Here is a 22,682-nt window from a genome sequence, read left to right on the forward strand (position 1 = left end):
GGCGTAAATTCACCCTGTCCTAAAAAAGAGATAAAGGTGCGCTATTCCAGCCCGAGGCTGTTGCGCAGAATATGCAGGCGTTCATCATCCCCGTCACGGGCGGCCTGCTGAAGAGATTTGGTTGGCGAGTGGATCAGGCGGTTAGTGAGCTTGCGCGCCAGATCCTGCATGATTTCCTGCGCATCGCCGCCCTGATTGAGCGCTGCCAGCGCTTTCGCCGTCAGCTCCTCGCGGACCTGCTCGGCCTGGGAACGATATTCGCGGATGGTCTCGCTGGCGCTCTGGGCGCGTAGCCAGGCCATAAACTCGCTGGCTTCCTGCTCAACAATGGTTTCCGCCTGCACCGCCGCGGCTTTACGCTGCGCCAGATTGTGCTGAATGATGTTTTGCAGATCGTCCACGCTGTAAAGATAGGCGTTCGCCAGCTTGCCAACCTCCGGTTCGACATCGCGCGGAACGGCGATATCCACCAGCAGCATCGGCTGATTGCGGCGCGCCTTCAGCGCGCGCTCCACCATCCCCTTGCCGATAATCGGCAGCGGGCTGGCGGTAGAACTGATGATGATATCGGCCTCTTTCAGCCGCTCGTCGATATCGCTCAGCGCGATCACCTCCGCGCCGACTTCATCGGCCAGCGCCTGAGCGCGCTCGCGGGTGCGGTTGGCAATCACCATCTTGCGGACTTTATGTTCGCGCAGATGGCGAGCCACCAGTTCGATAGTCTCACCGGCGCCGACCAGCAGCACGGTCACGCTGGAGAGTGATTCGAAGATTTGCCGCGCCAGAGTACAGGCAGCGAACGCCACGGAGACCGCGCTGGCGCCGATATCGGTTTCGGTGCGCACCCGTTTGGCCACTGAGAACGACTTCTGGAACATGCGCTCCAGTTCACTGACGTTCAGGTGCCCACGGCTGGAATCCGCAAAGGCTTTTTTCACCTGCCCGAGGATCTGCGGTTCGCCCAGCACCAGCGAATCAAGACCGCTGGCGACGCGCATCAGGTGGCTGACCGCCTCGTTGTCCTGATGCCAGTAAAGGCTTTTACGCAGGTCCTCTTCATTTAAACCGTGGTAGTCGCACAGCCAGCGAATAAGAGCTTCCTGGAGGTTATCCTGCTCTTCGACGCTGAGATAAAGTTCCGTGCGGTTACAGGTCGACAGCACCACTCCGCCCTGCACCATTGGCTGGGCCAGCAAGCTCTCCAGCGCCTGATCGAGCGTATCCGGCGAAAACGTTACGCGTTCTCGCAGCGCTACAGGAGCTGTTTTGTGGTTAATGCCAAGAGCTAAAAGGGTCATTGTGAGGGAGTAGTACCAGCGTTGCTAAGGTTAGTCTGCAGGCATCATACAGGATGCGCGTAATCAATAAAAGAGAGGCTCCCCTTTTGGAGTAATAGCTAATCTGTAATAGCCATTAACGGTAATTTTTTGATTTCAGACAACTTGAACGTAGACGCTACCGCCCGGCAACGCTAGCATTAATGGTTATAATTGTAACCCGCTACACAAATCGGCCACCTGTTTCTCTCATCCGCCGCATTTCACTGTAGACATCAAGGATTTGTCATCATTATGAATCGACTGTTCCGCCTGTTGCCGCTGGCAAGCCTCGTTCTGACCGCCTGTGCGATTAATGCTCCGAAAGGGCCGGGTAAAAGCCCGGATTCTCCACAGTGGCGTCAGCACCAGCAAGATGTCCGCAATCTTAATCAGTTCCAGACGCGCGGCGCTTTTGCTTATCTTTCTGATGAGCAAAAAGTCTATGCCCGCTTCTTCTGGCAGCAGACGGGCCAGGACCGCTACCGCCTGCTGCTGACTAACCCGCTCGGCAGCACCGAACTGTCGTTAACCGCCCAGCCGGGCAACGTGCAGCTGATTGACAATAAAGGCCAGACTTACACGGCGACCGACGCCGAAGAGATGATTGGCCGCCTGACCGGCATGCCGATTCCGCTCAATAGCCTCCGGCAGTGGATCATTGGCCTGCCGGGCGAGGCCACCGACTACTCGCTTGATGACCAGTATCGCCTGCGCGAACTGAACTACACGCAAAACGGCAAAACCTGGCACGTCACCTGGGGCGGCTACACCTCAGACACCAAACCTTCGCTACCGGCCAATATGGAACTTAACGACGGCAGTCAGCGCATCAAGCTGAAAATGGATAACTGGATTGTGAAATGATGACCCGCTGGCCCTCTCCCGCAAAACTGAATCTGTTTTTATACATTACCGGGCAGCGCGCCGACGGTTACCACACGCTGCAGACGCTTTTTCAGTTTCTGGATTATGGCGACACGCTGACGATTGAACCGCGCGACGATGGCCAACTGCGTCTGCTAACGCCGGTTGACGGCGTACCGGATGAAGAGAATCTGATTATTCGCGCGGCCAGGCTGTTAATGCAGGCCGCAGCGCAGGACGGGAAGCTTCCTGCAGGCAGCGGCGCCGATATCAGCATTGATAAGGTGCTGCCGATGGGCGGCGGCCTCGGCGGCGGCTCGTCCAACGCGGCCACCGTACTGGTGGCGCTGAATCACTTGTGGGGCTGTAATCTTCCGGAAGATGAGCTGGCGGCGTTGGGTCTGCAGCTCGGCGCCGACGTGCCGGTGTTCGTTCGCGGCCATGCGGCCTTTGCTGAAGGCATCGGGGAAATTCTCACCCCGGCCGAACCGGAGGAAAAATGGTATCTGGTGGCGCATCCGGGGGTCAGCATTCCAACGCCGATCATTTTTCGCGATCCGGAACTTCCGCGCAATACCCCGGCCAGGTCAATTAATACGTTATTAAAATGTAAATTCGGCAATGATTGCGAGGTTATCGCAAGAAAACGTTTTCGTGAGGTTGATGCGGCGCTTTCCTGGCTGTTAGAATATGCGCCGTCGCGCCTGACTGGCACCGGTGCATGTGTATTTGCTGAATTTGACACTGAATCCGCCGCTCGTCAGGTGCTTGAAAAAGCCCCGGCATGGCTGCATGGCTTCGTGGCGCGAGGTGTTAACATCTCTCCGCTCAAGCAGGCGCTGCGCTAAGTTCTGCTTATTATAGCAAATCTGGCGAAAACGCCGGGGAAACTGAGTTACGGTGACAACGTCACCCTGTTCCAGACGTTGCATCGGGCTCTTTAAATACACCGCCTGGATGAAATCGTGCCCACCCGCACAGTTTTTGGCCCATTTCATCCACCACTGGACGCATGCCTGAGGTTCTTCTCGTGCCTGATATGAAGCTTTTTGCTGGTAACGCCACCCCGGAACTAGCACAACGTATTGCCAACCGCCTGTACACTTCTCTTGGCGACGCCGCTGTAGGTCGTTTTAGCGACGGCGAAGTCAGCGTACAAATCAATGAAAACGTACGCGGTGGTGATATTTTCATCATCCAGTCCACTTGTGCTCCCACCAACGACAACCTGATGGAACTGGTTGTTATGGTTGATGCTCTGCGTCGTGCTTCGGCAGGTCGTATCACCGCTGTTATCCCCTACTTCGGTTATGCTCGCCAGGACCGTCGTGTTCGTTCTGCTCGTGTTCCTATCACCGCGAAAGTGGTTGCTGATTTCCTGTCAAGCGTCGGCGTTGACCGCGTTCTGACCGTTGACCTGCACGCAGAACAAATTCAGGGCTTCTTTGACGTTCCGGTGGATAACGTATTCGGCAGCCCGATCCTGCTGGAAGATATGCTGCAGCTGAACCTGGATAACCCTATCGTGGTTTCTCCGGACATCGGCGGCGTGGTTCGCGCTCGCGCTATCGCCAAGCTGCTGAACGATACCGATATGGCTATCATCGACAAACGCCGTCCGCGCGCTAACGTTTCTCAGGTGATGCACATCATCGGTGACGTCGCTGGTCGTGACTGCGTGATGGTTGACGATATGATCGATACCGGCGGCACCCTGTGTAAGGCCGCAGAAGCGCTGAAAGAGCGCGGTGCTAAACGCGTATTCGCCTACGCAACGCACCCGATCTTCTCCGGCAACGCCATCCAGAACATCAAAAACTCTGTGATTGACGAATTCGTCGTCTGCGATACCATTCCGCTGACGCCGGAAATCAAAGCGCTGGAAAAGGTACGTACTCTGACGCTGTCTGGTATGCTGGCCGAAGCGATTCGTCGTATCAGCAACGAAGAATCTATCTCTGCTATGTTCGAACATTAATCGAGCCCGGCACAAAAACCCGCTGCGGCGGGTTTTTTTGTCTCTGAACCTTTTATTCTTCCACAATATCATTCGGCATGCGTCAAGGCGGCAAGTGAATGAATCCCCGGGAGCGTACCGGCAGTACGTGATCGAGGTAAATGAACGCAGCCAGCAGAGAGGCATCCGAAGGATGGCGTGGATATGACCAATGCCTCCTTCACCTGCCATTTAGTTGACAGATGATGCGCTCATGGATGAAACATTATTGTGAACAGATTATTTTCCTCACATGTGATGCCTTTCCGCGCCCTCATCGACGCTTGTTGGAAAGAAAAATATACCGCTTCGCGGTTTACCCGTGATGCGATCGCCGGGATTACCGTCGGGATTATCGCTATCCCGCTGGCGATGGCGCTGGCAATTGGCAGCGGCGTGGCGCCGCAGTACGGTCTCTACACTTCTGCTGTGGCGGGGATCGTGATTGCGTTAACCGGCGGCTCGCGCTTCAGCGTTTCCGGGCCAACCGCCGCTTTTGTGGTCATTCTCTACCCGGTCTCGCAGCAGTTCGGCCTTGCGGGACTGCTGGTTGCAACTTTGATGTCTGGGATCTTCCTGATTCTTTTCGGCCTGGCACGCTTTGGCCGGCTGATTGAATATATCCCGCTATCGGTTACCCTCGGCTTCACCTCCGGGATCGGTATCACCATTGGTACCATGCAGATTAAAGATTTTCTCGGTCTGCAGATGGCGCATGTGCCTGAACATTATCTGCAGAAAGTCGGCGCGCTGGTTATGGCGCTGCCGACGATTAATCCCGGCGATGCCGCCATCGGTATTGTCACGCTGGGCACGCTGATTATCTGGCCTCGCCTGGGTATTCGTCTGCCGGGCCACCTGCCGGCGCTGCTGGCAGGCTGCGCGGTCATGGGCGTGGTTAATCTGCTCGGCGGCAGCGTCGCCACCATCGGCTCTCAGTTCCACTATATTCTCGCCGACGGCAGTCAGGGCAACGGTATTCCGCAGCTGCTGCCGCAGCTGGTGCTGCCGTGGGATATGCCCGGTTCGGAGTTCACGCTTAGCTGGTCCTCGCTGCGGGCGCTGCTGCCGGCGGCGTTTTCCATGGCCATGCTCGGGGCGATTGAGTCCCTGCTGTGCGCCGTAGTGCTGGACGGCATGACCGGCACCAAACATAAGGCCAATAGCGAGCTCATTGGCCAGGGGCTGGGCAATATCGTCGCTCCGTTCTTCGGCGGCATTACCGCCACCGCCGCCATCGCCCGCTCGGCGGCCAACGTCCGCGCAGGGGCGACTTCGCCGATTTCCGCCGTGATCCACGCGCTGCTGGTCATTATGGCGCTGCTGATCCTCGCTCCCCTGCTCTCCTGGCTGCCGCTTTCCGCTATGGCGGCACTGCTGCTTATGGTGGCATGGAATATGAGCGAAGCGCACAAGGTTGTTAACCTGCTGCGCTATGCGCCAAAAGACGACATTATCGTCATGCTGATGTGCATGTCGCTGACCGTACTGTTTGATATGGTCATCGCGATCAGCGTCGGTATTGTGCTGGCCTCCCTGCTGTTTATGCGCCGGATCGCGCGTATGACCCGCCTCGCTCCGGTGAACGTCGAAGTTCCTGACGACGTTCTGGTGCTGCGCGTGATTGGCCCGCTATTTTTCGCCGCTGCGGAAGGGCTATTTACCGACCTCGAAACCAGAGTGGAAGGTAAGCGTATCGTGGTGCTGAAATGGGATGCGGTGCCGGTGCTGGATGCCGGCGGGCTGGATGCCTTCCAGCGCTTCGTGAATAAGCTGCCGGAAGGCTGTGAACTGCGCGTGTCGAATCTGGAGTTTCAGCCGCTGCGCACGCTGGCGCGCGCCGGCGTTAAACCCATTCCGGGCCGTCTGAGCTTCTACCCGGACCGCAACGCCGCGCTGGCGGATATTTAATTATTCGGCGGCAGGCCCCTGCGCCTGCCGCATCATCACGCCAATCGCCTGCTGAAGCCAGCTGAGCACCTCCGAAGTCATCCACGTTCCCTTCATCAAATGCGGCTCCTGCTCCATGGCATAGCGAAACTTCTGCTGCGTCTGCGCATCCTTACCCGCGTAAGACTGGAACAGCGCCAGCCAGCGCTGCGCCAGCTGCTGACCTTCCGGGGAGGCCGGGTCTCGCTTCTCACGACAGGCCCGATGCAGGTCGGCCACCAGCGCCGGCCACTCCATCAGGCGATCGAAATAGTGCTGCCGGGTAAAGGCCAGCTCTTCGGCGTTCAGATAGCGCGCCCAGATGGCCAGCTTGCTTTCGGCAAAAGCACGGGTAATGAAATCAATCATCTCCGGCGTCACCCCGGTTTGTTCACGCATCTGCGGTTCGGCGGCGTGCATCTCATTCAGGCGAGTCAGAAACTCCGGCCTGCCGGCGGTATCCTGCTCCAGCTGCTCCATCCAGCGGGTTGCCAGCGCAATCGCCCGCGGCTCATCTGCCGGGCAGCGTTCGCCCATGAGCTGCTGCGCTTCCCCCACCAACTCCAGCCATGTCTGGTTACGCTGCTCATCCTGCTCCGCAAACGGCAGCACCTGTAATTCCTGTTGACTAAACCAGCGATCGTACATTTTCATCAGCTCCAGCGTTTGTACCCAGGACTCAAGATCGGGCTCGCCTCCGCTGTCCAGCTCTTCGCGCAGCAGCGCCAGGCGCTGGCGCAGCGTTGAGAGAGTTTGCAGCTGTCGGTCGAGGGTGGCGATCTGCTTGACCAGCAGATCGGACAGCGAGAAGGCGTCCCGGTCGAGATAGTCCTTAATTGTGGCGAGTTCCAGCCCGGCCTGCGCCAGCGCTTTAATCATATGCAGCCGCTGCACGGCCGCCAGATTATATAACCGGTAACCCGCCGCGCTTCTGGCCGAAGGCGTCAGCAATCCCGTTTGTTCATAGTGATGTAACGTGCGGACGGTCATTCCGGCGCGCTTCGCCAGTTCTCCCACCTGAATTAACATGGCTGCTCCTTTCGTATACCAGTGGCACGACTCTGCTGCCTGACGTGACGTCAGGGTCAAGCGCTAAATACGGGGAGGGTATTAAGCAGACTATGCCGAAGAAGCACAATGAGAGAAATAAGGAATTGAGACGACAGCAGAAAGACAGCCTGACTACGCTGCATGAAAACGCACCAGCCGTTGACAACGGCTGGTGGAAAAGAATTCACTCAGCTGTGGCGATGCTGATCGCGGCGGCAGCGTTTATCGTAGTGGCGAACCCACCAGTATCTGTCGCTGACCTGTTCATGACCGCCGATACGCGCGCCCGCCAGCCACAGTACCGCGCCGACAAAGATACTTAATATCGCGCCGTGTGCGAAAAACTGCGGCAGGTCAAGCTGCGGAAGCTGGTTTAAAATGGAATAACCAACGCCGACAACCATGACGACCAACCCCAACCCCATCAGCACATTACCGAGTAACGAAGCGTTTCTGCGTTTCATATGTCACCTCCGGAACCTTGGGTTGCATGGGAATATCCCCAAATCTTATAGGTGTAGTATAGACAATAGCCAATATAGCGATTGCGTGGACGATCACATAAGCGAACATCTTGCCAACAAAAGTTTACAAATAACCTACTGAACAACATCAAATTCTAATTGTTCAAAGCCGTGATTATCCGTTCCGGCCGCGCTTCGCTGGCAGAATTTTGTCAACCGCGCGCGCAGACAGTACACTACGCGCCAGAGAACGATCCAAGCAGGATAAAAAAGTGAGCATAAAACTGATTGTCGGCCTGGCGAACCCCGGCGCTGAATACGCAGCGACCCGACATAACGCCGGCGCCTGGTACGTGGATTTATTGGCAGAACGCTACCGCGCGCCGCTGCGCGAAGAGAGCAAATTCTTCGGCTATACCTCGCGGATTAACCTTGCGGGCGAGGATGTTCGCCTGCTGGTCCCAACGACCTTTATGAACCTGAGTGGTAAAGCCGTCGGCGCGATGGCGACCTTTTTTCGCATTAATCCGGATGAAATCCTGGTCGCCCACGATGAGCTCGACTTACCGCCTGGCGTCGCTAAGTTCAAGCTGGGCGGCGGTCACGGCGGCCATAATGGCCTGAAAGACATCATTAGCAAGCTGGGCAATAACCCGAACTTTCACCGCTTACGCGTGGGAATCGGCCATCCGGGCGATAAAAATAAAGTTGTCGGTTTTGTGCTGGGCAAGCCGCCCGCCAGCGAGCAGAAGCTGATTGATGAGGCCGTTGACGAAGCGGTACGCTGCACCGAAGTGTGGATGAAGGATGGCCTGACCAAAGCGACCAACCGTTTACACGCTTTTAAAGCGCAATAACCGGTCGGCGTGCGGAATTTTTGTCACGCACCGTGTATAATAGGCGAAGTTATTTACTTTTCTACAATCTGTTCACTGTAACAGGTTGATTATCCAAAGATTAAGGTGATTTAAATCATGGGATTCAAATGCGGTATCGTCGGTTTGCCCAACGTCGGCAAATCCACCCTGTTCAATGCGCTCACCAAAGCGGGTATTGAAGCGGCCAACTTCCCCTTCTGTACCATTGAGCCGAACACCGGTGTCGTGCCGATGCCCGATCCGCGTCTGGACAAACTGGCTGAAATCGTTAAACCGCAGCGTATCCTGCCGACCACGATGGAATTCGTTGATATCGCGGGCCTGGTCAAAGGCGCCTCCAAAGGCGAAGGCCTGGGCAACCAGTTTCTGACCAACATCCGCGAAACCGAAGCTATCGGTCACGTGGTGCGCTGTTTCGAAAACGACAACATTATCCACGTTAACAATAAAGTGGACCCGGCTGACGATATTGAAGTGATCAATACCGAACTGGCGCTCTCCGACCTGGATACCTGCGAACGCGCCATCCATCGCGTGCAGAAGAAAGCCAAAGGCGGCGATAAAGACGCGAAAGCCGAGCTGGCGGCGCTGGAAAAATGCCTGCCGCACCTTGAGAATGCCGGTATGCTGCGTTCGTTGAAAAATCTGACCGACGAAGACAAAGCGGCGATTAAATACCTGAGCTTCCTGACCCTGAAGCCGACCATGTATATCGCCAACGTCAACGAAGACGGCTTTGAGAACAACCCTTATCTCGATAAAGTCCGCGAAATCGCCGCTGCCGAAGGTTCGGTGGTCGTCGCCGTTTGCGCCGCCGTTGAGTCCGATATCGCCGAGCTGGACGATGCCGACCGCGATGAGTTTATGGCCGAACTGGGTCTTGAAGAGCCTGGCCTGAACCGCGTTATCCGCGCCGGTTACGAACTGCTGAACCTGCAGACCTACTTCACCGCAGGCGTGAAGGAAGTTCGCGCGTGGACTATCCCGGTCGGCGCAACGGCTCCGCAGGCCGCAGGTAAAATCCACACCGATTTCGAAAAGGGCTTTATCCGCGCGCAGACCATTGCCTATGAAGACTTTATTACCTACAAAGGCGAACAGGGTGCCAAAGAAGCCGGGAAAATGCGCGCTGAAGGTAAAGACTACATCGTAAAAGATGGCGATGTGATGAACTTCCTGTTCAACGTTTAAGCCTTTCTGCGCTCTGAGACCAGTCATAAAATCCACGCTCTCGCGTGGATTTTTTATTGACGCCGTTCCCGTCAGTTCTGACCCGCCGCCAGCGAATATTTCTTTATTTTGCGATACAGCGTGGCGATGCCGATACCCAGCTCGTCCGCTGCCTGCTTTTTATTACTGTAGCGAGAGAGGGCGTCACGGATCATCTGCCGCTCCATCTCTTCCAGCGCCGTTACGTTTTCCTCCTGGGCGATGGTCGCTGCCGCTGAAACAGGCGCTGTCGGCTGGCTCGCCAGTTCACCGCTGCTCAACAGATTGGGCGGCAGGAGGGACATATCGATAATCTCGCCCGAGGGCACCACGTTGACCAGGTACTCCATCAAATTGCTGAGTTCGCGAATATTGCCCGGCCAGCGGTAGCGTTTGAGGAAATCGATCACATCCTGCGCGACGCCGGGGTAAACCAGGTTGAGCCGACCGGTATGCAAATGCAGAAAATAGTGAATCAGTAGCTCAATGTCGTCCTGGCGTTCGCGTAGCGGCGGCAGACGCAGCGGGATAACGTTCAGGCGATAGTAGAGATCTTCGCGGAACTTCCCTTCCGCAATGTACTGGTCAAGGTTTTGATTGGTTGCGGAAATAATGCGGATATCGACCTGAACCGGATGGCTGGCGCCTACCGGCTGAATCTCTCGTGATTCGATGGCCCGCAGCAGCTTGGCCTGCAGGGTGAGCGGCATATCGCCAATTTCATCCAGGAATAGCGTTCCGCTGTTGGCCGCCTGAATCAGGCCGGTCTTACCGTTAGCCGATGCGCCGGTAAACGCCCCCTTCACGTAGCCGAACAGTTCACTCTCCAGTAGCTGCTCGGGGATGGCGGCGCAGTTAATGGCGATAAAGGGCTTCGTGTGGCGGTCGCTGAGCTTGTGGATAGCGCGGGCAACAACCTCTTTCCCGGTCCCGCTCTCGCCGGCTATCATCACGCTGGATGGGCTCGGCGCCACGCGGCTGATGAGCTTTTTCAACTGCCGCATAGGCCGACACTCGCCAACCATCGCTTCAATTTGCGGCCCTTCCTGCCCGCAGCTGAAATCGCCAGAAGAGTGCGACTGGTGAAAGGCCATTAAAAACAGCCATTGATCCTGCACCGCGTGCAGCTGGCCGATAATGAGCTCCTTGCGATCGTCAAAGGAGATAATGTGCTGCATATGGCCGTGCTTGAAATTATCTTCGAAGGTCAAAGGCTGAAACTGGATGGACTTGCCAATAACGTGGCCCTGCGTCACGCTCATTATTTTCAGCGCGGCCTGGTTGGCAAATTTAACTTTTTGATCGTTGCCTACCACCAGCACGCCCTGGTCCATATTTTCAATCATGGTTAAAAATATTTTGTGGATATTATCGCCAACCGCCCGTTCCTGTAAAAAGCGGGAAACGAATATGCTGGAGACGTGGCGAACATAATCTGAAAATTCCTGAATGTTCTCATTAATACGTTCCTGCTGCTCGCGGGTTAGCGCCACCAGGCTAATAACGCCAACGCAGCGGTCGTGATACATCACCGGAGTGCCGAGGAACGCTTTCTCTTCGCACTTGTCCTTATTGTTACAATCTTTGCAGAGAGGATCGAAGCGGGAATGGGTGACGACCTTTTCGCTCTGTGTTTCAATAATGTAACGAAGAAGCCGTGAATTTGAATTTAATTTATAGCCAATCTGCTTACTATAAGCCCCGGTTCCCGCAACGCGGTATAATTCGTTATCGACAATCTCAACCTCCAACTGTAGTACGCTGGACAACATCCTTGCAAACTTCTGAATTGTAGGCTGAATCTGCATTAAAATGGAAGGTGCTTTGGACGGTATCATGTATATCGGCCTTCTATTATTGCTCACCTGATCGGCATCGAGCGAGGCGGTTTTATTTATCTCTGAAGAATGATACCACTCCCTTTAGCGGCGAGCATTGATATAGATAGGGCCGATCCCCCCACCTTATCTTAAATATGCAATAGCTATCACAGTTCCTTATCAATATGATAAATTCACAGCGGATTTTATCATATTGGCGCAGTGTGAAGATGATAATCGTATTATTCACTGCGCCCTCCCTTGCCTGTAGTGCTGGAATTGACGCCAGTGGCACAAATGTCAGCGTTTCCCTGCCGGAGAAACACGCCTGAATTCGTGACCGAGTTAGCATAATCTCAACCATTCAATTTTGACCGTCGCCTCCTGCGGAGGATTTGGCACGCTTATTGTTAGTGATTATACAGCGCTGGCAGTCGCTAATTCGGCAACTCTGCATATCCGACCGCACAGCAATCATTAAGCCGTCATTCACGACCAGGATTGAAACATGAAAACTGTTAACGAACTGATTAAGGATATCAATAAACTTAACTCTCATCTCAGTGAGAAAGACTTTTTGCTGACCTGGGAGCAATCGCCGGATGAGCTGAAGCAGGTGCTGGATGTCGCCGCCGCGCTGAAAACCCTGCGCGATGAAAATATCGCCACCAAAGTGTTTAACAGCGGATTAGGTATTTCCGTATTCCGCGATAACTCAACCCGCACCCGCTTCTCCTATGCCTCCGCGCTCAACCTGTTAGGTCTGGCCCAGCAGGATCTGGATGAGGGAAAATCGCAAATTGCCCACGGCGAAACGGTCCGTGAAACCGCCAACATGATCTCCTTCTGCGCCGATGCCATCGGCATCCGCGATGACATGTTCCTTGGCGCGGGCAATGCCTACATGCGTGAGGTAGGCGAAGCGCTGGATGACGGCCACAAGCAGGGCGTCCTGCCGCAGCGTCCGGCGCTGATCAATCTGCAGTGCGATATCGACCACCCGACGCAATCCATGGCCGATCTCGCCTGGCTGCGCGAGCACTTCGGTTCGCTGGAGAACCTGAAGGGCAAGAAAATCGCTATGACCTGGGCCTATTCGCCGAGCTATGGCAAACCGCTCTCGGTACCGCAGGGCATTATCGGCCTGATGACCCGCTTCGGAATGGACGTTACCCTCGCCCACCCGGAAGGTTACGACCTGATCCCGGACGTTATTGAAGTGGCAAAAAACAACGCCAAAGCTTCCGGCGGCAGCTTCCGCCAGGTAAACAGCATGGAAGAAGCGTTTAAAGACGCCGATATCGTCTACCCGAAATCCTGGGCGCCGTACAAGGTGATGGAAAAACGCACCGAGCTGCTGCGCGCGAATGACCATGAAGGTCTGAAGGCGCTGGAAAAAGCCTGCCTTGAACAGAACGCCGGACATAAAGACTGGCACTGTACGGAAGAGATGATGAAACACACCCGCGACGGCGACGCGCTGTACATGCACTGCCTGCCGGCGGATATCACCGGCGTCTCCTGCGACGCGGGCGAAGTCACCGAGGGCGTCTTCGAGAAGTACCGTATCCCGACCTACAAAGAGGCCAGCTGGAAGCCGTATATCATCGCCGCGATGATCGTGTGCCGCAAATACGCCAATCCGGGCAAGGTGCTGGAGCAGCTGCTCAAGGAAGCGCAGAAACGCATCAAATAATCCCCAGGCTGGCCTGCGGGCCAGCCTCATGACTTCGCCCATAAAAGGATAAGGATCGAGTATGTCTGCTTTCTCACTGAAAATGGATATTGCTGAAAACCGTTTTTTCAACGGGGAGACTTCGCCGCTGTTTTCACGCCAGCAGGCGCAGCAGGCTCGCCGCTTTCATCAAAAAATTACCGGCTATAAGCCTACGCCGCTGGTGGCGCTGAACGAGCTTTCCGCCCTGTTTGGCGTGCAAAAAATACTCGTCAAAGACGAGTCCCGGCGCTTTGGCCTCAATGCCTTCAAAATGCTCGGTGGCTCTTACGCTATTGCCAGGCTGCTCTGTGAAAAATACCATTTAGATATCAACGACCTATCATTCGAAACGCTCAAATCCAGCATTAAAGAGAAGATGACGTTCGCCACCACCACCGATGGCAACCACGGCCGCGGAGTGGCGTGGGCGGCCCGCCAGTTAGGCCAGAACGCCGTTATCTATATGCCTAAAGGTTCCGCACAGGAGCGGGTTGATGCCATTCTGCGCCTCGGCGCCGAGTGTATCGTCACCGACATGAACTACGACGACACCGTCCGCTTTACCATGCAGACCGCGCAGAAAAACGGCTGGGAGGTGGTGCAGGACACCGCCTGGGAAGGCTACACAAAAATTCCGACCTGGATTATGCAGGGCTACGCCACCCTCGCTGATGAAGCGGTAGAACAGCTCTCCTCGATGGGTATCGCCCGTCCGACGCACGTGCTCCTGCAGGGCGGCGTGGGGGCGATGGCGGGCGGCGTGCTGGGCTACCTGGCCGATGTCTACGGCGCGAAGCATCTCCATTCCATTATCGTCGAACCGGAGCTGGCCGACTGTCTCTACCGCTCTGCCCTGAAGGGCCAGATCGTTAACGTCAGCGGCGATATGGCCACCATTATGGCCGGCCTCGCCTGCGGTGAGCCTAACCCGCTGGGCTGGGAAGTGCTGCGCAACTGCGCCACGCAGTTTGTCTCCTGTCAGGATGCCGTCGCCGCCCTCGGCATGCGGGTGCTGGGAAACCCGACGGGCCAGGATCCTCGCATCATCTCCGGCGAATCCGGTGCCGTCGGTCTCGGCCTGCTGGCGGCGATTCATTTCCATCCGCAGCGCGAAGCGCTGATGCACAAGCTCAAGCTGGATAGCGATTCCGTGGTGCTGGTGATTAGCACCGAGGGCGACACCGACGTTAAGCACTATCGCGAAGTCGTCTGGGAAGGCAAACATCCGGCCGCGCAGTAGCCGACTTATCAAATTCCTCCCGCCCGGCGGGAAACCTGTATTCAGAACTGGAGAACATCCTTATGGCTAAGCAAATTCCGTTCAACGCGATCCTGGAAAAATCAAAACAGTATGAAAAAGAGATGACCCGCTTCCTGCGCGATATGATCGCCATCCCCAGCGAAAGCAGTGATGAGAAGCGCGTGGTGCACCGCATCAAAGAGGAGATGGAGAAAGTCGGGTTCGACAAAGTGGAAATCGATCCGATGGGTAACGTACTGGGCTACATCGGCCACGGCCCGCGTCTGGTCGCCATGGACGCGCACATTGATACCGTCGGCATTGGTAACATCAAAAACTGGAACTTCGACCCGTACGAAGGTATGGAGACCGATGAGCTGATCGGCGGACGCGGCGCGTCTGACCAGGAGGGCGGAATGGCCTCCATGGTTTATGCCGGTAAAATTATTAAAGATCTGGGTCTGGAAGATGAGTATACCCTGCTGGTGACCGGTACCGTTCAGGAGGAGGATTGCGACGGCCTGTGCTGGCAGTATATTATTGAACAATCCGGCATTCGTCCTGAATTTGTCGTCAGCACCGAACCCACCGACTGCCAGATTTACCGCGGCCAGCGCGGGCGTATGGAGATCCGCGTGGAAGTTCAGGGCGTCAGCTGCCACGGCTCCGCTCCGGAGCGCGGCGATAACGCCATCTTCAAAATGGCCCCCATTCTCACCGAGCTGGAACAACTTTCGCAGAAGCTGGGCTACGACGAGTTCCTCGGCAAAGGCACCCTGACCGTGTCAGAGATTTTCTTCACCTCGCCGAGCCGCTGCGCGGTGGCGGATAGCTGCGCCGTCTCCATTGACCGCCGTCTGACCTGGGGCGAAACCTGGGAAGGCGCGCTGGAAGAGATCCGCGCGCTGCCGGCGGTGAAAAAAGCCGCCGCGGTGGTCTCAATGTACAACTACGAACGCCCCTCCTGGACCGGGCTGGTCTACCCGACCGAATGCTACTTCCCGACCTGGAAAGTGGAAGAGAACCACTTCACCGTCCGCGCCCTGAGTAACGCCTACGAAGGTCTGTTCGGCAAAGCGCCGGTGGTGGATAAGTGGACCTTCTCCACCAACGGCGTGTCAATTATGGGCCGCCACGGCATTCCGGTTATCGGTTTTGGGCCAGGGAAAGAGCCGGAAGCGCACGCGCCAAATGAGAAAACCTGGAAATCGCATCTGGTGACCTGCGCCGCAATGTATGCCGCCATCCCGCTGAGCTGGCTGGCTACGGAGTAATTGTTCGTCCTGTCTGCCGCCGCGCTCTGCGGCGGTATGTTGAGGTTTCTATGCGCGTACTGATTAAAAATGGCCTCGTCGTCAACGCCGACGGACAGGTAAAGCAGGACCTGCTCATTGAAGATGGCCTCGTCAAGCGCCTTGCCGATTCTATTGAGGCAGAACAACCCTGCGAAGTGATTGACGCCGAGGGCTGCTACGTGATGCCCGGCGGCGTCGACGTTCATACTCATTTCAATATTGACGTGGGGCTCGCCCGCAGCTGCGATGATTTTTTTACCGGAACCCGGGCCGCGGCCTGCGGCGGCACCACCACCATTGTTGATCATATGGGCTTTGGCCCCGTCGGCTGCCACCTGCGCCACCAGTTCGAAGTCTATCGCGGCTACGCCGCCTATAAAGCCGTTATCGACTACAGTTTTCACGGCGTTATCCAGCACGTTAACCACGGCATTCTCGACGAGATCCCGATGATGGTGGATAGCGGCATCAGCAGCTTTAAGCTCTATCTGACCTACCAGTACAAACTTAACGATGACGAGTTGCTGCAGGCAATGCGCCACCTGCAGCGCGCCGGCGCGCTGACGACGGTCCATCCGGAAAACGATGCCGCCATCGCCCAGCGCCGGGCGGAATTTATCAACGCCGGTAAAACCGCGCCGCGCTATCACGCCCTGAGCCGCCCGCTGGAGTGCGAGGCGGAAGCCATCGCCCGAACGATCAACCTCGCCAGGCTGGCGGGAAACGCGCCGCTCTATATTGTTCATCTTTCCAACGCCCTGGGCCTGGAGTATCTACGTCTTGCCAGAAGACGCCACCAGCCGGTGTGGGTAGAGACCTGCCCGCAGTATCTGCTGCTCGACGAGCGCTGCTATGAGCGTGAAGATGCGCTTAACTACCTGCTCAGCCCTCCTCTGCGCAACGCCAGTAATAACGATGCGCTATGGCGCGGCATCCATGATGGGGATATTGACACGGTCGCCACCGACCACTGCGCGTTCTCTGCGCAGCAGCGCAGGCAGATCTCCGGCGGCGACTTTAGCCGCTGCCCGAACGGCCTGCCTGGGGTGGAAAACCGGCTGCTGCTGCTGTTCTCGCACGGCGTGATGACCGGGCGCATCACCCCCGAGCGCTTTGTGGCGCTCACCAGCGCCAATCCGGCGAAGCTGTTTGGTCTGTGGCCGCAGAAGGGTCTGCTGGCGCCCGGCGCCGATGGCGACGTGGTTATCATCGATCCACAGCGTACGACCACCATCCGCCATGCCATGCTGCACGACAACGCAGACTATTCACCCTATGAAGGCTTTATCTGCCAGGGCGCGATTCGCCAGACGCTCTCCCACGGCAGAGTGATCTTTGATAACGGCACCTTTACCGGCATCGCCGGACAGGGCCGTTTTTTACGCCGACAACCTTTTTCCACCGCTCACCAGGCCGTCAGCGGAACAGAAACGTAATGAGAGGAAGCTATGAGTAAAAAAATTGTTCTCGCTCTCGGCGGGAATGCGCTGGGCGACGATCTCGCCGGACAGATGCGGGCCGTACAGCACACCGCCCGGACGATCGTCGATCTTATCTCCCTTGGCCACCAGGTGGTGGTCACTCACGGCAACGGCCCGCAGGTGGGCATGATTAATCAGGCCTTCGAGGCCGCGGCAAAAACCGAAGCCCACACACCGATGCTACCGATGTCGGTCTGCGTGGCTCTCAGCCAGGGCTACATCGGCTACGACCTGCAGAACGCGATTCGTGAAGAACTGCTCACGCGCCAGCTGGACATTCCGGTGGCCACCCTGATAACCCAGGTGGAAGTGGACGCTAACGATGAGGCTTTTCTTAATCCGACCAAGCCCATCGGCTCATTCTTCAGCAAAGAAGAGGCTGAGAAGCTGAGCCAAAACGGCTACATCATGAAAGAGGATGCCGGGCGCGGCTACCGTCGCGTCGTCGCGTCGCCAAAGCCGGTCGATATTATCGAGAAACAAACGGTAAAAGCGCTGATGGATGACTGCCACGTGGTGATCACCGTCGGCGGCGGCGGCATTCCGGTCATACGCGAAGGTAATCATTTGCGCGGCGCCAGCGCGGTCATCGACAAGGACTGGGCCAGCGCGAAGCTGGCGGAGATGATCGACGCCGATCTGCTGATCATCCTCACCGCCGTGGAGAAGGTGGCGATCAACTTCGGTAAACCTGACGAGCAGTGGCTGGATAACCTCTCCCTGCGCGATGCCGAACGTTTTATCGAAGAGGGACACTTTGCCAAAGGCTCTATGCTGCCAAAAGTGGAAGCCGCCGCCGCCTTCGCCCGCTCAGGCCCGGGGCGCAAAGCGCTGATCACGATGCTAAGCAAAGCCAAAGAGGGGATAGAAGGAAAAACGGGCACCATCATAAGCCAATAAACTGTACGCTACGGGTTGCCGGGAACCTCCCGGCAACTCTCCCCTGCTCTTCAGATTGCCACCGCCTCAGCCAGACAATCCGGCTGACAAGATTGCCGCACCTGATCCATAAGCCCCCCAGGCGCGCCGTTTTTCACCTGCAGGATTTCCGCCAGTACGCTGATAGCAATCTCGTTTGGCGTCTCGGCGCCGATGTCATAACCAATCGGCGCCCGCAGGCGGCTGATATCCGCCTCCGGCACGCCGTTCTCCCGCATCTGGCGTAAAAAAGCCTGCACTTTCCGTCGGCTGGCCAGCAGCCCAAGCCAGGCTACCGGCTGGGTTATCAGCCTGTCCAGCGCCTCGCGATCCTGGTTGTTGGTGGCGATCAGTACGAAATCCTGCGGCCGCACCGTCATCGCTTCGACCACTTCCGTAAAGCTGGAGCCATGGACCAGCCTCGCCGAAAGCGGAAAAGCCTCCGGGCAAAGGCTGGCGGGATAGATATCGCCCACGCAGATGTCAAAATCCACCAGCGCCGCGGCGTGGGCAACCGCACGATTGACGTGCCCGGCGCCGACCAACAGCAGGCGCGGGCGCAGGCCGTGAACGCTGATATAAACCGACATCGCGCCGCCGCAGTCGGAGCCCACGGCGTCGCTACCGGTGCGCGCCATGCGGCCGTGGAACATTCGCGACTCCCGCTCGCTCAGCGCCTCCAGCGCCTCATCGATGACTTTACGCTCCACCATCCCGCCGCCAATGGTGCCCACAATCGAGCCGTCCTCCCGGATGAGCATCTGAGCGGAGTGTCGGGGGGTAGAGCCCCGGCTTTCGACAATCTGCGCCAGGGCAAAGGGACGGTTCTGCTCCTCAAGTCGTGCAGCTTCTGCAAAAATATTCATACCAACCTCAAAGGCGATGTTTACGGCTCTATTTGATTATCTGCGATATTTCCCCGGGTTCTCAGTTTGAGAGTCTACCCGGCGTAGAAATAGCGTCGCAGCGACCCGTAGCAACTATGCAATATTTATACTTAGCCGCTATTTTACATCGTAAATTGTGAGCCAGGTCATTTCGTTAGCCCTATTGACGCTGCAACGAGGGTATCTCATCGATTATTTCCTCTGTTGCCGCAGCAAAAATAAGCCGCCTGCTGAAATCACCGCCGAATAGCCGACATAAATTATCATTCTGATATTCCGGATCTGATTTTGAGAAATCTCGCCGAATGATAAAGCGTATTGATTTGAGTTCTCATTTACCCGCTATGGAATTATTCGCCCGGCATCGTCGAGTTTCGACCTGGTTCACAAATTAATTATTTCGCCGCCGCGGTTTGAATAACTGGTGTGATTGTTGCTCCTCTTTCGTTATCCGTCGGGATTATTACCACCGGCAATGTCGATCTTACAATGATATCTAAGGAGAGGGTTATGGGAGATATAATGCGTCCCGTGCCGTTTGAGGAGCTTTTAACGCGCATTTTCGACGAGTATCAGAGTCAGCGGACTATTTTTGGCATTCCCGAGCAACAGTTTTACACGCCGCAGGCGCAGAGGTCGATCGGCGTATTCGGCGAAAGCTGTGCGACGCCGCTCGGCCCGGCAGCCGGGCCGCATACCCAGCTGGCGCAAAACATCATTACCGCATGGCTCACCGGCGGGCGGTTTATCGAGCTGAAAACCGTACAGATCCTTGACCGGCTGGAGCTGGAAAAGCCTTGTATCGATGCCGAAGATGAGTGCTTTAACACCGAATGGTCCACCGAATTTACCCTCAAGAAAGCCTGGGATGAATACCTGAAAGCCTGGTTCACGCTGCATCTGCTCGAGCAGGTCTTTCCGCTGGGCACCCATAAAGAGAGCAAGTCGTTTATTTTCAATATGAGCGTTGGCTACAACCTTGACGGTATTAAGCAGCCGCCAATGCAGGAATTTATCGACAATATGATGGACGCCTCCGCCCATCCTAAATTCGCCCAGTACCGCGACACCCTGAACCGCTGGCTGCAAAATAGAACCTTTATCGATCGCCTGCCAACATGCGCGCGCAAAGACGGGCTCGATAACCTTGCCCAGCGCGTGCCCGCCAGGCTGGTGGAAGGGGTGACCCTCTCGACGATGCACGGCTGTCCGCCGGATGAGATCGAAGCCATCTGCCGCTATATGCTGACGGAGAAAAACCTCAACACCTTTGTGAAGCTCAATCCGACCCTGCTCGGCTATCCACGCGTACGCCAGATCCTCGACGCCTGCGGCTTCGGCTATATCGGCCTTAGCGAAGAGTCATTTGACCACGACCTTAAGATCGACCGGGCACTGGAGATGCTGACGCGCCTGATGGCGCTGGCGAAAGAGCGCAGCCTTGGCTTTGGCGTCAAGCTGACCAACACCCTCGGCACCGTCAATAACAAGGGGGCGCTGCCGGGAGATGAAATGTATATGTCCGGCCGCGCCCTGTTCCCGCTATCTATCAACGTGGCCGCCCTGCTCTCGCGGGCGTTTGACGGCAAGCTGCCGATCTCCTATTCCGGCGGCGCCAGCCAGCTGAATATTCGCGAAATTTTCGAAACCGGCATTCGCCCTATCACCATGGCCACCGACCTGCTGAAGCCGGGAGGATATCTGCGCCTGAGCGAGTGCATGCGCGAGCTGGAAAAAGCCGACGGCTGGAACATGACGCAGATCGACGTCGAGCGCCTCAACGCGCTGGCGGAAAAAGCGGTGAGCATGGACTACACCCAGAAACAGTGGAAGCCGGAAGAGCGCATTGATACCGGCGAGCCCCTGCCGCTGCTTGACTGCTACGTCGCCCCCTGCGTAACGGCCTGCGCCATTAAGCAGGATATTCCGGAATATATTCGCCTGCTGGGCGAGCATCGCTACGCCGACGCGCTGGAGCTAATCTATCAGCGTAACGCGTTGCCGGCCATTACCGGCCATATCTGCGACCACCAGTGCCAGTACAACTGTACGCGCCTGGATTACGACAGCGCGCTCAACATTCGTGAGCTGAAAAAAGTGGCGCTGGAGAAAGGCTGGGACGAGTACCGCAGCCGCTGGCACAAACCCGCGGGCTCCGGCTCCCTGCACCCGGTAGCGGTGATCGGCGCAGGCCCTGCGGGTCTCGCCGCCGGATACTTTCTCGCCCGCGCCGGGCATCCGGTCACGGTTTTTGAACGCGAAGCCAACGCCGGGGGCGTGGTGCAGAATATCATTCCGCAGTTCCGCATTCCCGGCGAGCTTATCCAGCACGATATCGATTTTGTCGTCGCCCACGGCGTCAAAATTGAGTACGGCTGCGACCCGCATCTGAGCGTAGAAAAGCTGCAGGCGGAAGGTTTTCGTTATGTGCTGGTCGGCACCGGTACCGATAAAAACAGCGGCGTGAAGCTGCGCGGCGATAACCAGAACGTGCATAAGTCGCTGCAGTTCCTGCGCCAGTTCAACCGCGGCGACCGACTGGATCTGGGCAAACGCGTGGCCGTGGTCGGCGCCGGCAATACCGCGATGGACTGCGCCCGCGCGGCGCTACGCGTTCCGGGCGTGCAGAGCGCAACCATCGTCTATCGCCGTTCTCAGCAAGAGATGCCCGCCTGGCGCGAAGAGTACGATGAGGCGCTGCTCGACGGCGTCGACTTCGAGTGGCTATGCAACCCGGAACAGTTTAACGCCGACGGAACGCTCGTCGTACGCGTGATGAAGCTGGGCGAGCCGGATGAGAAAGGCCGCCGCCGTCCGGTAGAAACCGATGAACTTCGCACGCTGAAAGTCGACTCCCTGATTACCGCCATCGGCGAGCAGCAGGACGGCGAAGCGCTGTCGGCAATGGGGATCCCGCTCGACCCGCAGGGCTGGCCGGTGGTCAACGCCGATGGCGAGACCAGCAAGCCGAACGTCTTTCTGATTGGCGACGTTCAGCGCGGCCCCTCTTCTATCGTCTCCGCTATCGGCAACGCGCGGCGGGCCACGGACGTGATCCTGGCGCGGGAGAATATCGCCAGCAGCTACGGGAATAAAGTCTGGAACAATGTCGATCCGGCGAAGGTGTATCAGCGTAAAGGCGCTATCGCCGTCACGCTGGTGGATAAAAACCAGCGCGAGGCTTTTGTCGAGCAGGAAGCCAGCCGCTGCCTGGAGTGCAACTACGTGTGCAGCAAGTGCGTCGACGTCTGTCCAAACCGCGCCAATATTTCCGTGGCCGTCCCGGGGTTCCAGAATCGTTTCCAGACCCTGCACCTGGACGCTTATTGCAACGAATGCGGCAACTGCGCTCAGTTCTGCCCGTGGCAGGGGAAACCGTATAAAGACAAAATCACCGTATTCAGCCTCGAGCAGGATTTTGTCAACAGCACCAATCCGGGCTTCTTCGTCGAGGGTGCCAGCGTCAAAGTGCGTCAGAACGACCAGACGTGGCAGCTGGAAATTAACGACCGCGGCCAGTTTAACGAGGTACCGGCCCAGCTCGACGCCATGTGCCGCATCATAAGCCATATTCATCAGCATCAAAGCTATCTCCTGGGAGGCGTTGAAGTATGA

At 56.9% G+C, this 22,682-nt stretch carries 16 protein-coding genes and 1 pseudogene; 12 read left to right on the forward strand and 5 right to left on the reverse strand.

The features are described from left to right. Positions 1–41: 41 nt before the first annotated feature. Positions 42–1,298 (reverse strand): glutamyl-tRNA reductase, encoded by a 1,257-nt coding sequence (gene hemA, locus ACSIPU_RS04265; RefSeq protein ID WP_004103152.1) that lies wholly within the window; start codon positions 1,296–1,298, stop codon positions 42–44. Positions 1,299–1,571: 273 nt separating this feature from the next. Here hemA and lolB point away from each other — a divergent pair, with 273 nt between their 5' ends. The 4 genes from lolB to dauA all read left to right on the forward strand — a co-directional run bounded on the left by lolB (position 1,572) and on the right by dauA (position 6,090). Continuing rightward, positions 1,572–2,183 carry a lipoprotein insertase outer membrane protein LolB gene (gene lolB / locus ACSIPU_RS04270; protein WP_004103154.1) on the forward strand — a complete coding sequence of 204 codons (612 nt, stop codon included), beginning with the start codon at positions 1,572–1,574 and terminating at the stop codon, positions 2,181–2,183. Next, positions 2,183–3,031 carry a 4-(cytidine 5'-diphospho)-2-C-methyl-D-erythritol kinase gene (gene ispE, locus ACSIPU_RS04275; RefSeq protein ID WP_024274374.1) on the forward strand — a complete coding sequence of 283 codons (849 nt, stop codon included), beginning with the start codon at positions 2,183–2,185 and terminating at the stop codon, positions 3,029–3,031. The genes lolB and ispE overlap by 1 nt, the downstream gene beginning before the upstream one ends. A 182-nt stretch (positions 3,032–3,213) precedes the next feature. Further along, the gene (prs, locus tag ACSIPU_RS04280; RefSeq protein WP_004103157.1) at positions 3,214–4,161 is read left to right on the forward strand and encodes a ribose-phosphate diphosphokinase; all 948 of its coding nucleotides are present in this window, start codon (positions 3,214–3,216) and stop codon (positions 4,159–4,161) included. Between the two features lie 249 nt (positions 4,162–4,410). Further along, the gene (gene dauA, locus ACSIPU_RS04285) at positions 4,411–6,090 is read left to right on the forward strand and encodes a C4-dicarboxylic acid transporter DauA (RefSeq protein WP_026055944.1); all 1,680 of its coding nucleotides are present in this window, start codon (positions 4,411–4,413) and stop codon (positions 6,088–6,090) included. Here the strand turns inward: dauA and ACSIPU_RS04290 are convergent, their stop codons facing one another. Both ACSIPU_RS04290 and ychH read right to left on the reverse strand, forming a co-directional pair. Beyond that, a complete protein-coding gene (locus ACSIPU_RS04290; protein WP_016808841.1) occupies positions 6,091–7,137 on the reverse strand; it encodes a MerR family transcriptional regulator in 1,047 nt (348 codons plus the stop codon). Positions 7,138–7,346: 209 nt separating this feature from the next. Then, positions 7,347–7,622, reverse strand: coding sequence for a stress-induced protein YchH (gene ychH, locus ACSIPU_RS04295; RefSeq protein ID WP_004103160.1), 276 nt, complete (start codon positions 7,620–7,622; stop codon positions 7,347–7,349). Positions 7,623–7,894: 272 nt separating this feature from the next. Between ychH and pth the strand changes: the two genes are divergently transcribed. Continuing rightward, on the forward strand, positions 7,895–8,479 hold the full coding sequence (gene pth / locus ACSIPU_RS04300; RefSeq protein ID WP_004103161.1) for an aminoacyl-tRNA hydrolase: 585 nt from the start codon (positions 7,895–7,897) through the stop codon (positions 8,477–8,479). Positions 8,480–8,596: 117 nt separating this feature from the next. Further along, complete coding sequence (ychF, locus tag ACSIPU_RS04305) at positions 8,597–9,691, forward strand: redox-regulated ATPase YchF (protein ID WP_004103162.1); 1,095 nt, start codon at positions 8,597–8,599, stop codon at positions 9,689–9,691. Between the two features lie 71 nt (positions 9,692–9,762). Here the strand turns inward: ychF and ACSIPU_RS04310 are convergent, their stop codons facing one another. Further along, the gene (locus ACSIPU_RS04310; RefSeq protein WP_004103163.1) at positions 9,763–11,547 is read right to left on the reverse strand and encodes a sigma-54 interaction domain-containing protein; all 1,785 of its coding nucleotides are present in this window, start codon (positions 11,545–11,547) and stop codon (positions 9,763–9,765) included. A gap of 490 nt (positions 11,548–12,037) precedes the next feature. Here ACSIPU_RS04310 and ygeW point away from each other — a divergent pair, with 490 nt between their 5' ends. The 5 genes from ygeW (at position 12,038) to arcC (ending at position 18,162) form a co-directional block, all read left to right on the forward strand. Continuing rightward, entirely contained in the window at positions 12,038–13,225 is a 1,188-nt protein-coding gene (ygeW, locus tag ACSIPU_RS04315; protein WP_004103164.1) for a knotted carbamoyltransferase YgeW, read from the forward strand. A 61-nt stretch (positions 13,226–13,286) separates the two neighbouring features. Next, positions 13,287–14,486 (forward strand): diaminopropionate ammonia-lyase, encoded by a 1,200-nt coding sequence (gene dpaL / locus ACSIPU_RS04320; protein ID WP_017145668.1) that lies wholly within the window; start codon positions 13,287–13,289, stop codon positions 14,484–14,486. A gap of 62 nt (positions 14,487–14,548) precedes the next feature. Continuing rightward, complete coding sequence (locus ACSIPU_RS04325; RefSeq protein ID WP_004113674.1) at positions 14,549–15,760, forward strand: YgeY family selenium metabolism-linked hydrolase; 1,212 nt, start codon at positions 14,549–14,551, stop codon at positions 15,758–15,760. A gap of 50 nt (positions 15,761–15,810) precedes the next feature. Next, positions 15,811–17,217 (forward strand): dihydropyrimidinase, encoded by a 1,407-nt coding sequence (hydA, locus tag ACSIPU_RS04330; protein WP_004103167.1) that lies wholly within the window; start codon positions 15,811–15,813, stop codon positions 17,215–17,217. Between the two features lie 12 nt (positions 17,218–17,229). After that, positions 17,230–18,162 carry a carbamate kinase gene (arcC, locus tag ACSIPU_RS04335; protein ID WP_004103169.1) on the forward strand — a complete coding sequence of 311 codons (933 nt, stop codon included), beginning with the start codon at positions 17,230–17,232 and terminating at the stop codon, positions 18,160–18,162. A gap of 107 nt (positions 18,163–18,269) precedes the next feature. Here the strand turns inward: arcC and ACSIPU_RS04340 are convergent. Beyond that, positions 18,270–19,046 (reverse strand): annotated as a pseudogene (locus tag ACSIPU_RS04340) (XdhC family protein); the annotation flags it as partial. A gap of 531 nt (positions 19,047–19,577) precedes the next feature. Between ACSIPU_RS04340 and ygfK the strand changes: the two are divergent. Continuing rightward, the gene (ygfK, locus tag ACSIPU_RS04345) at positions 19,578–22,682 is read left to right on the forward strand and encodes a putative selenate reductase subunit YgfK (protein WP_004113677.1); all 3,105 of its coding nucleotides are present in this window, start codon (positions 19,578–19,580) and stop codon (positions 22,680–22,682) included.

This window comes from Klebsiella sp. HN106 (genome assembly GCF_051209435.1).
Lineage (GTDB): Bacteria > Pseudomonadota > Gammaproteobacteria > Enterobacterales > Enterobacteriaceae > Klebsiella > Klebsiella oxytoca.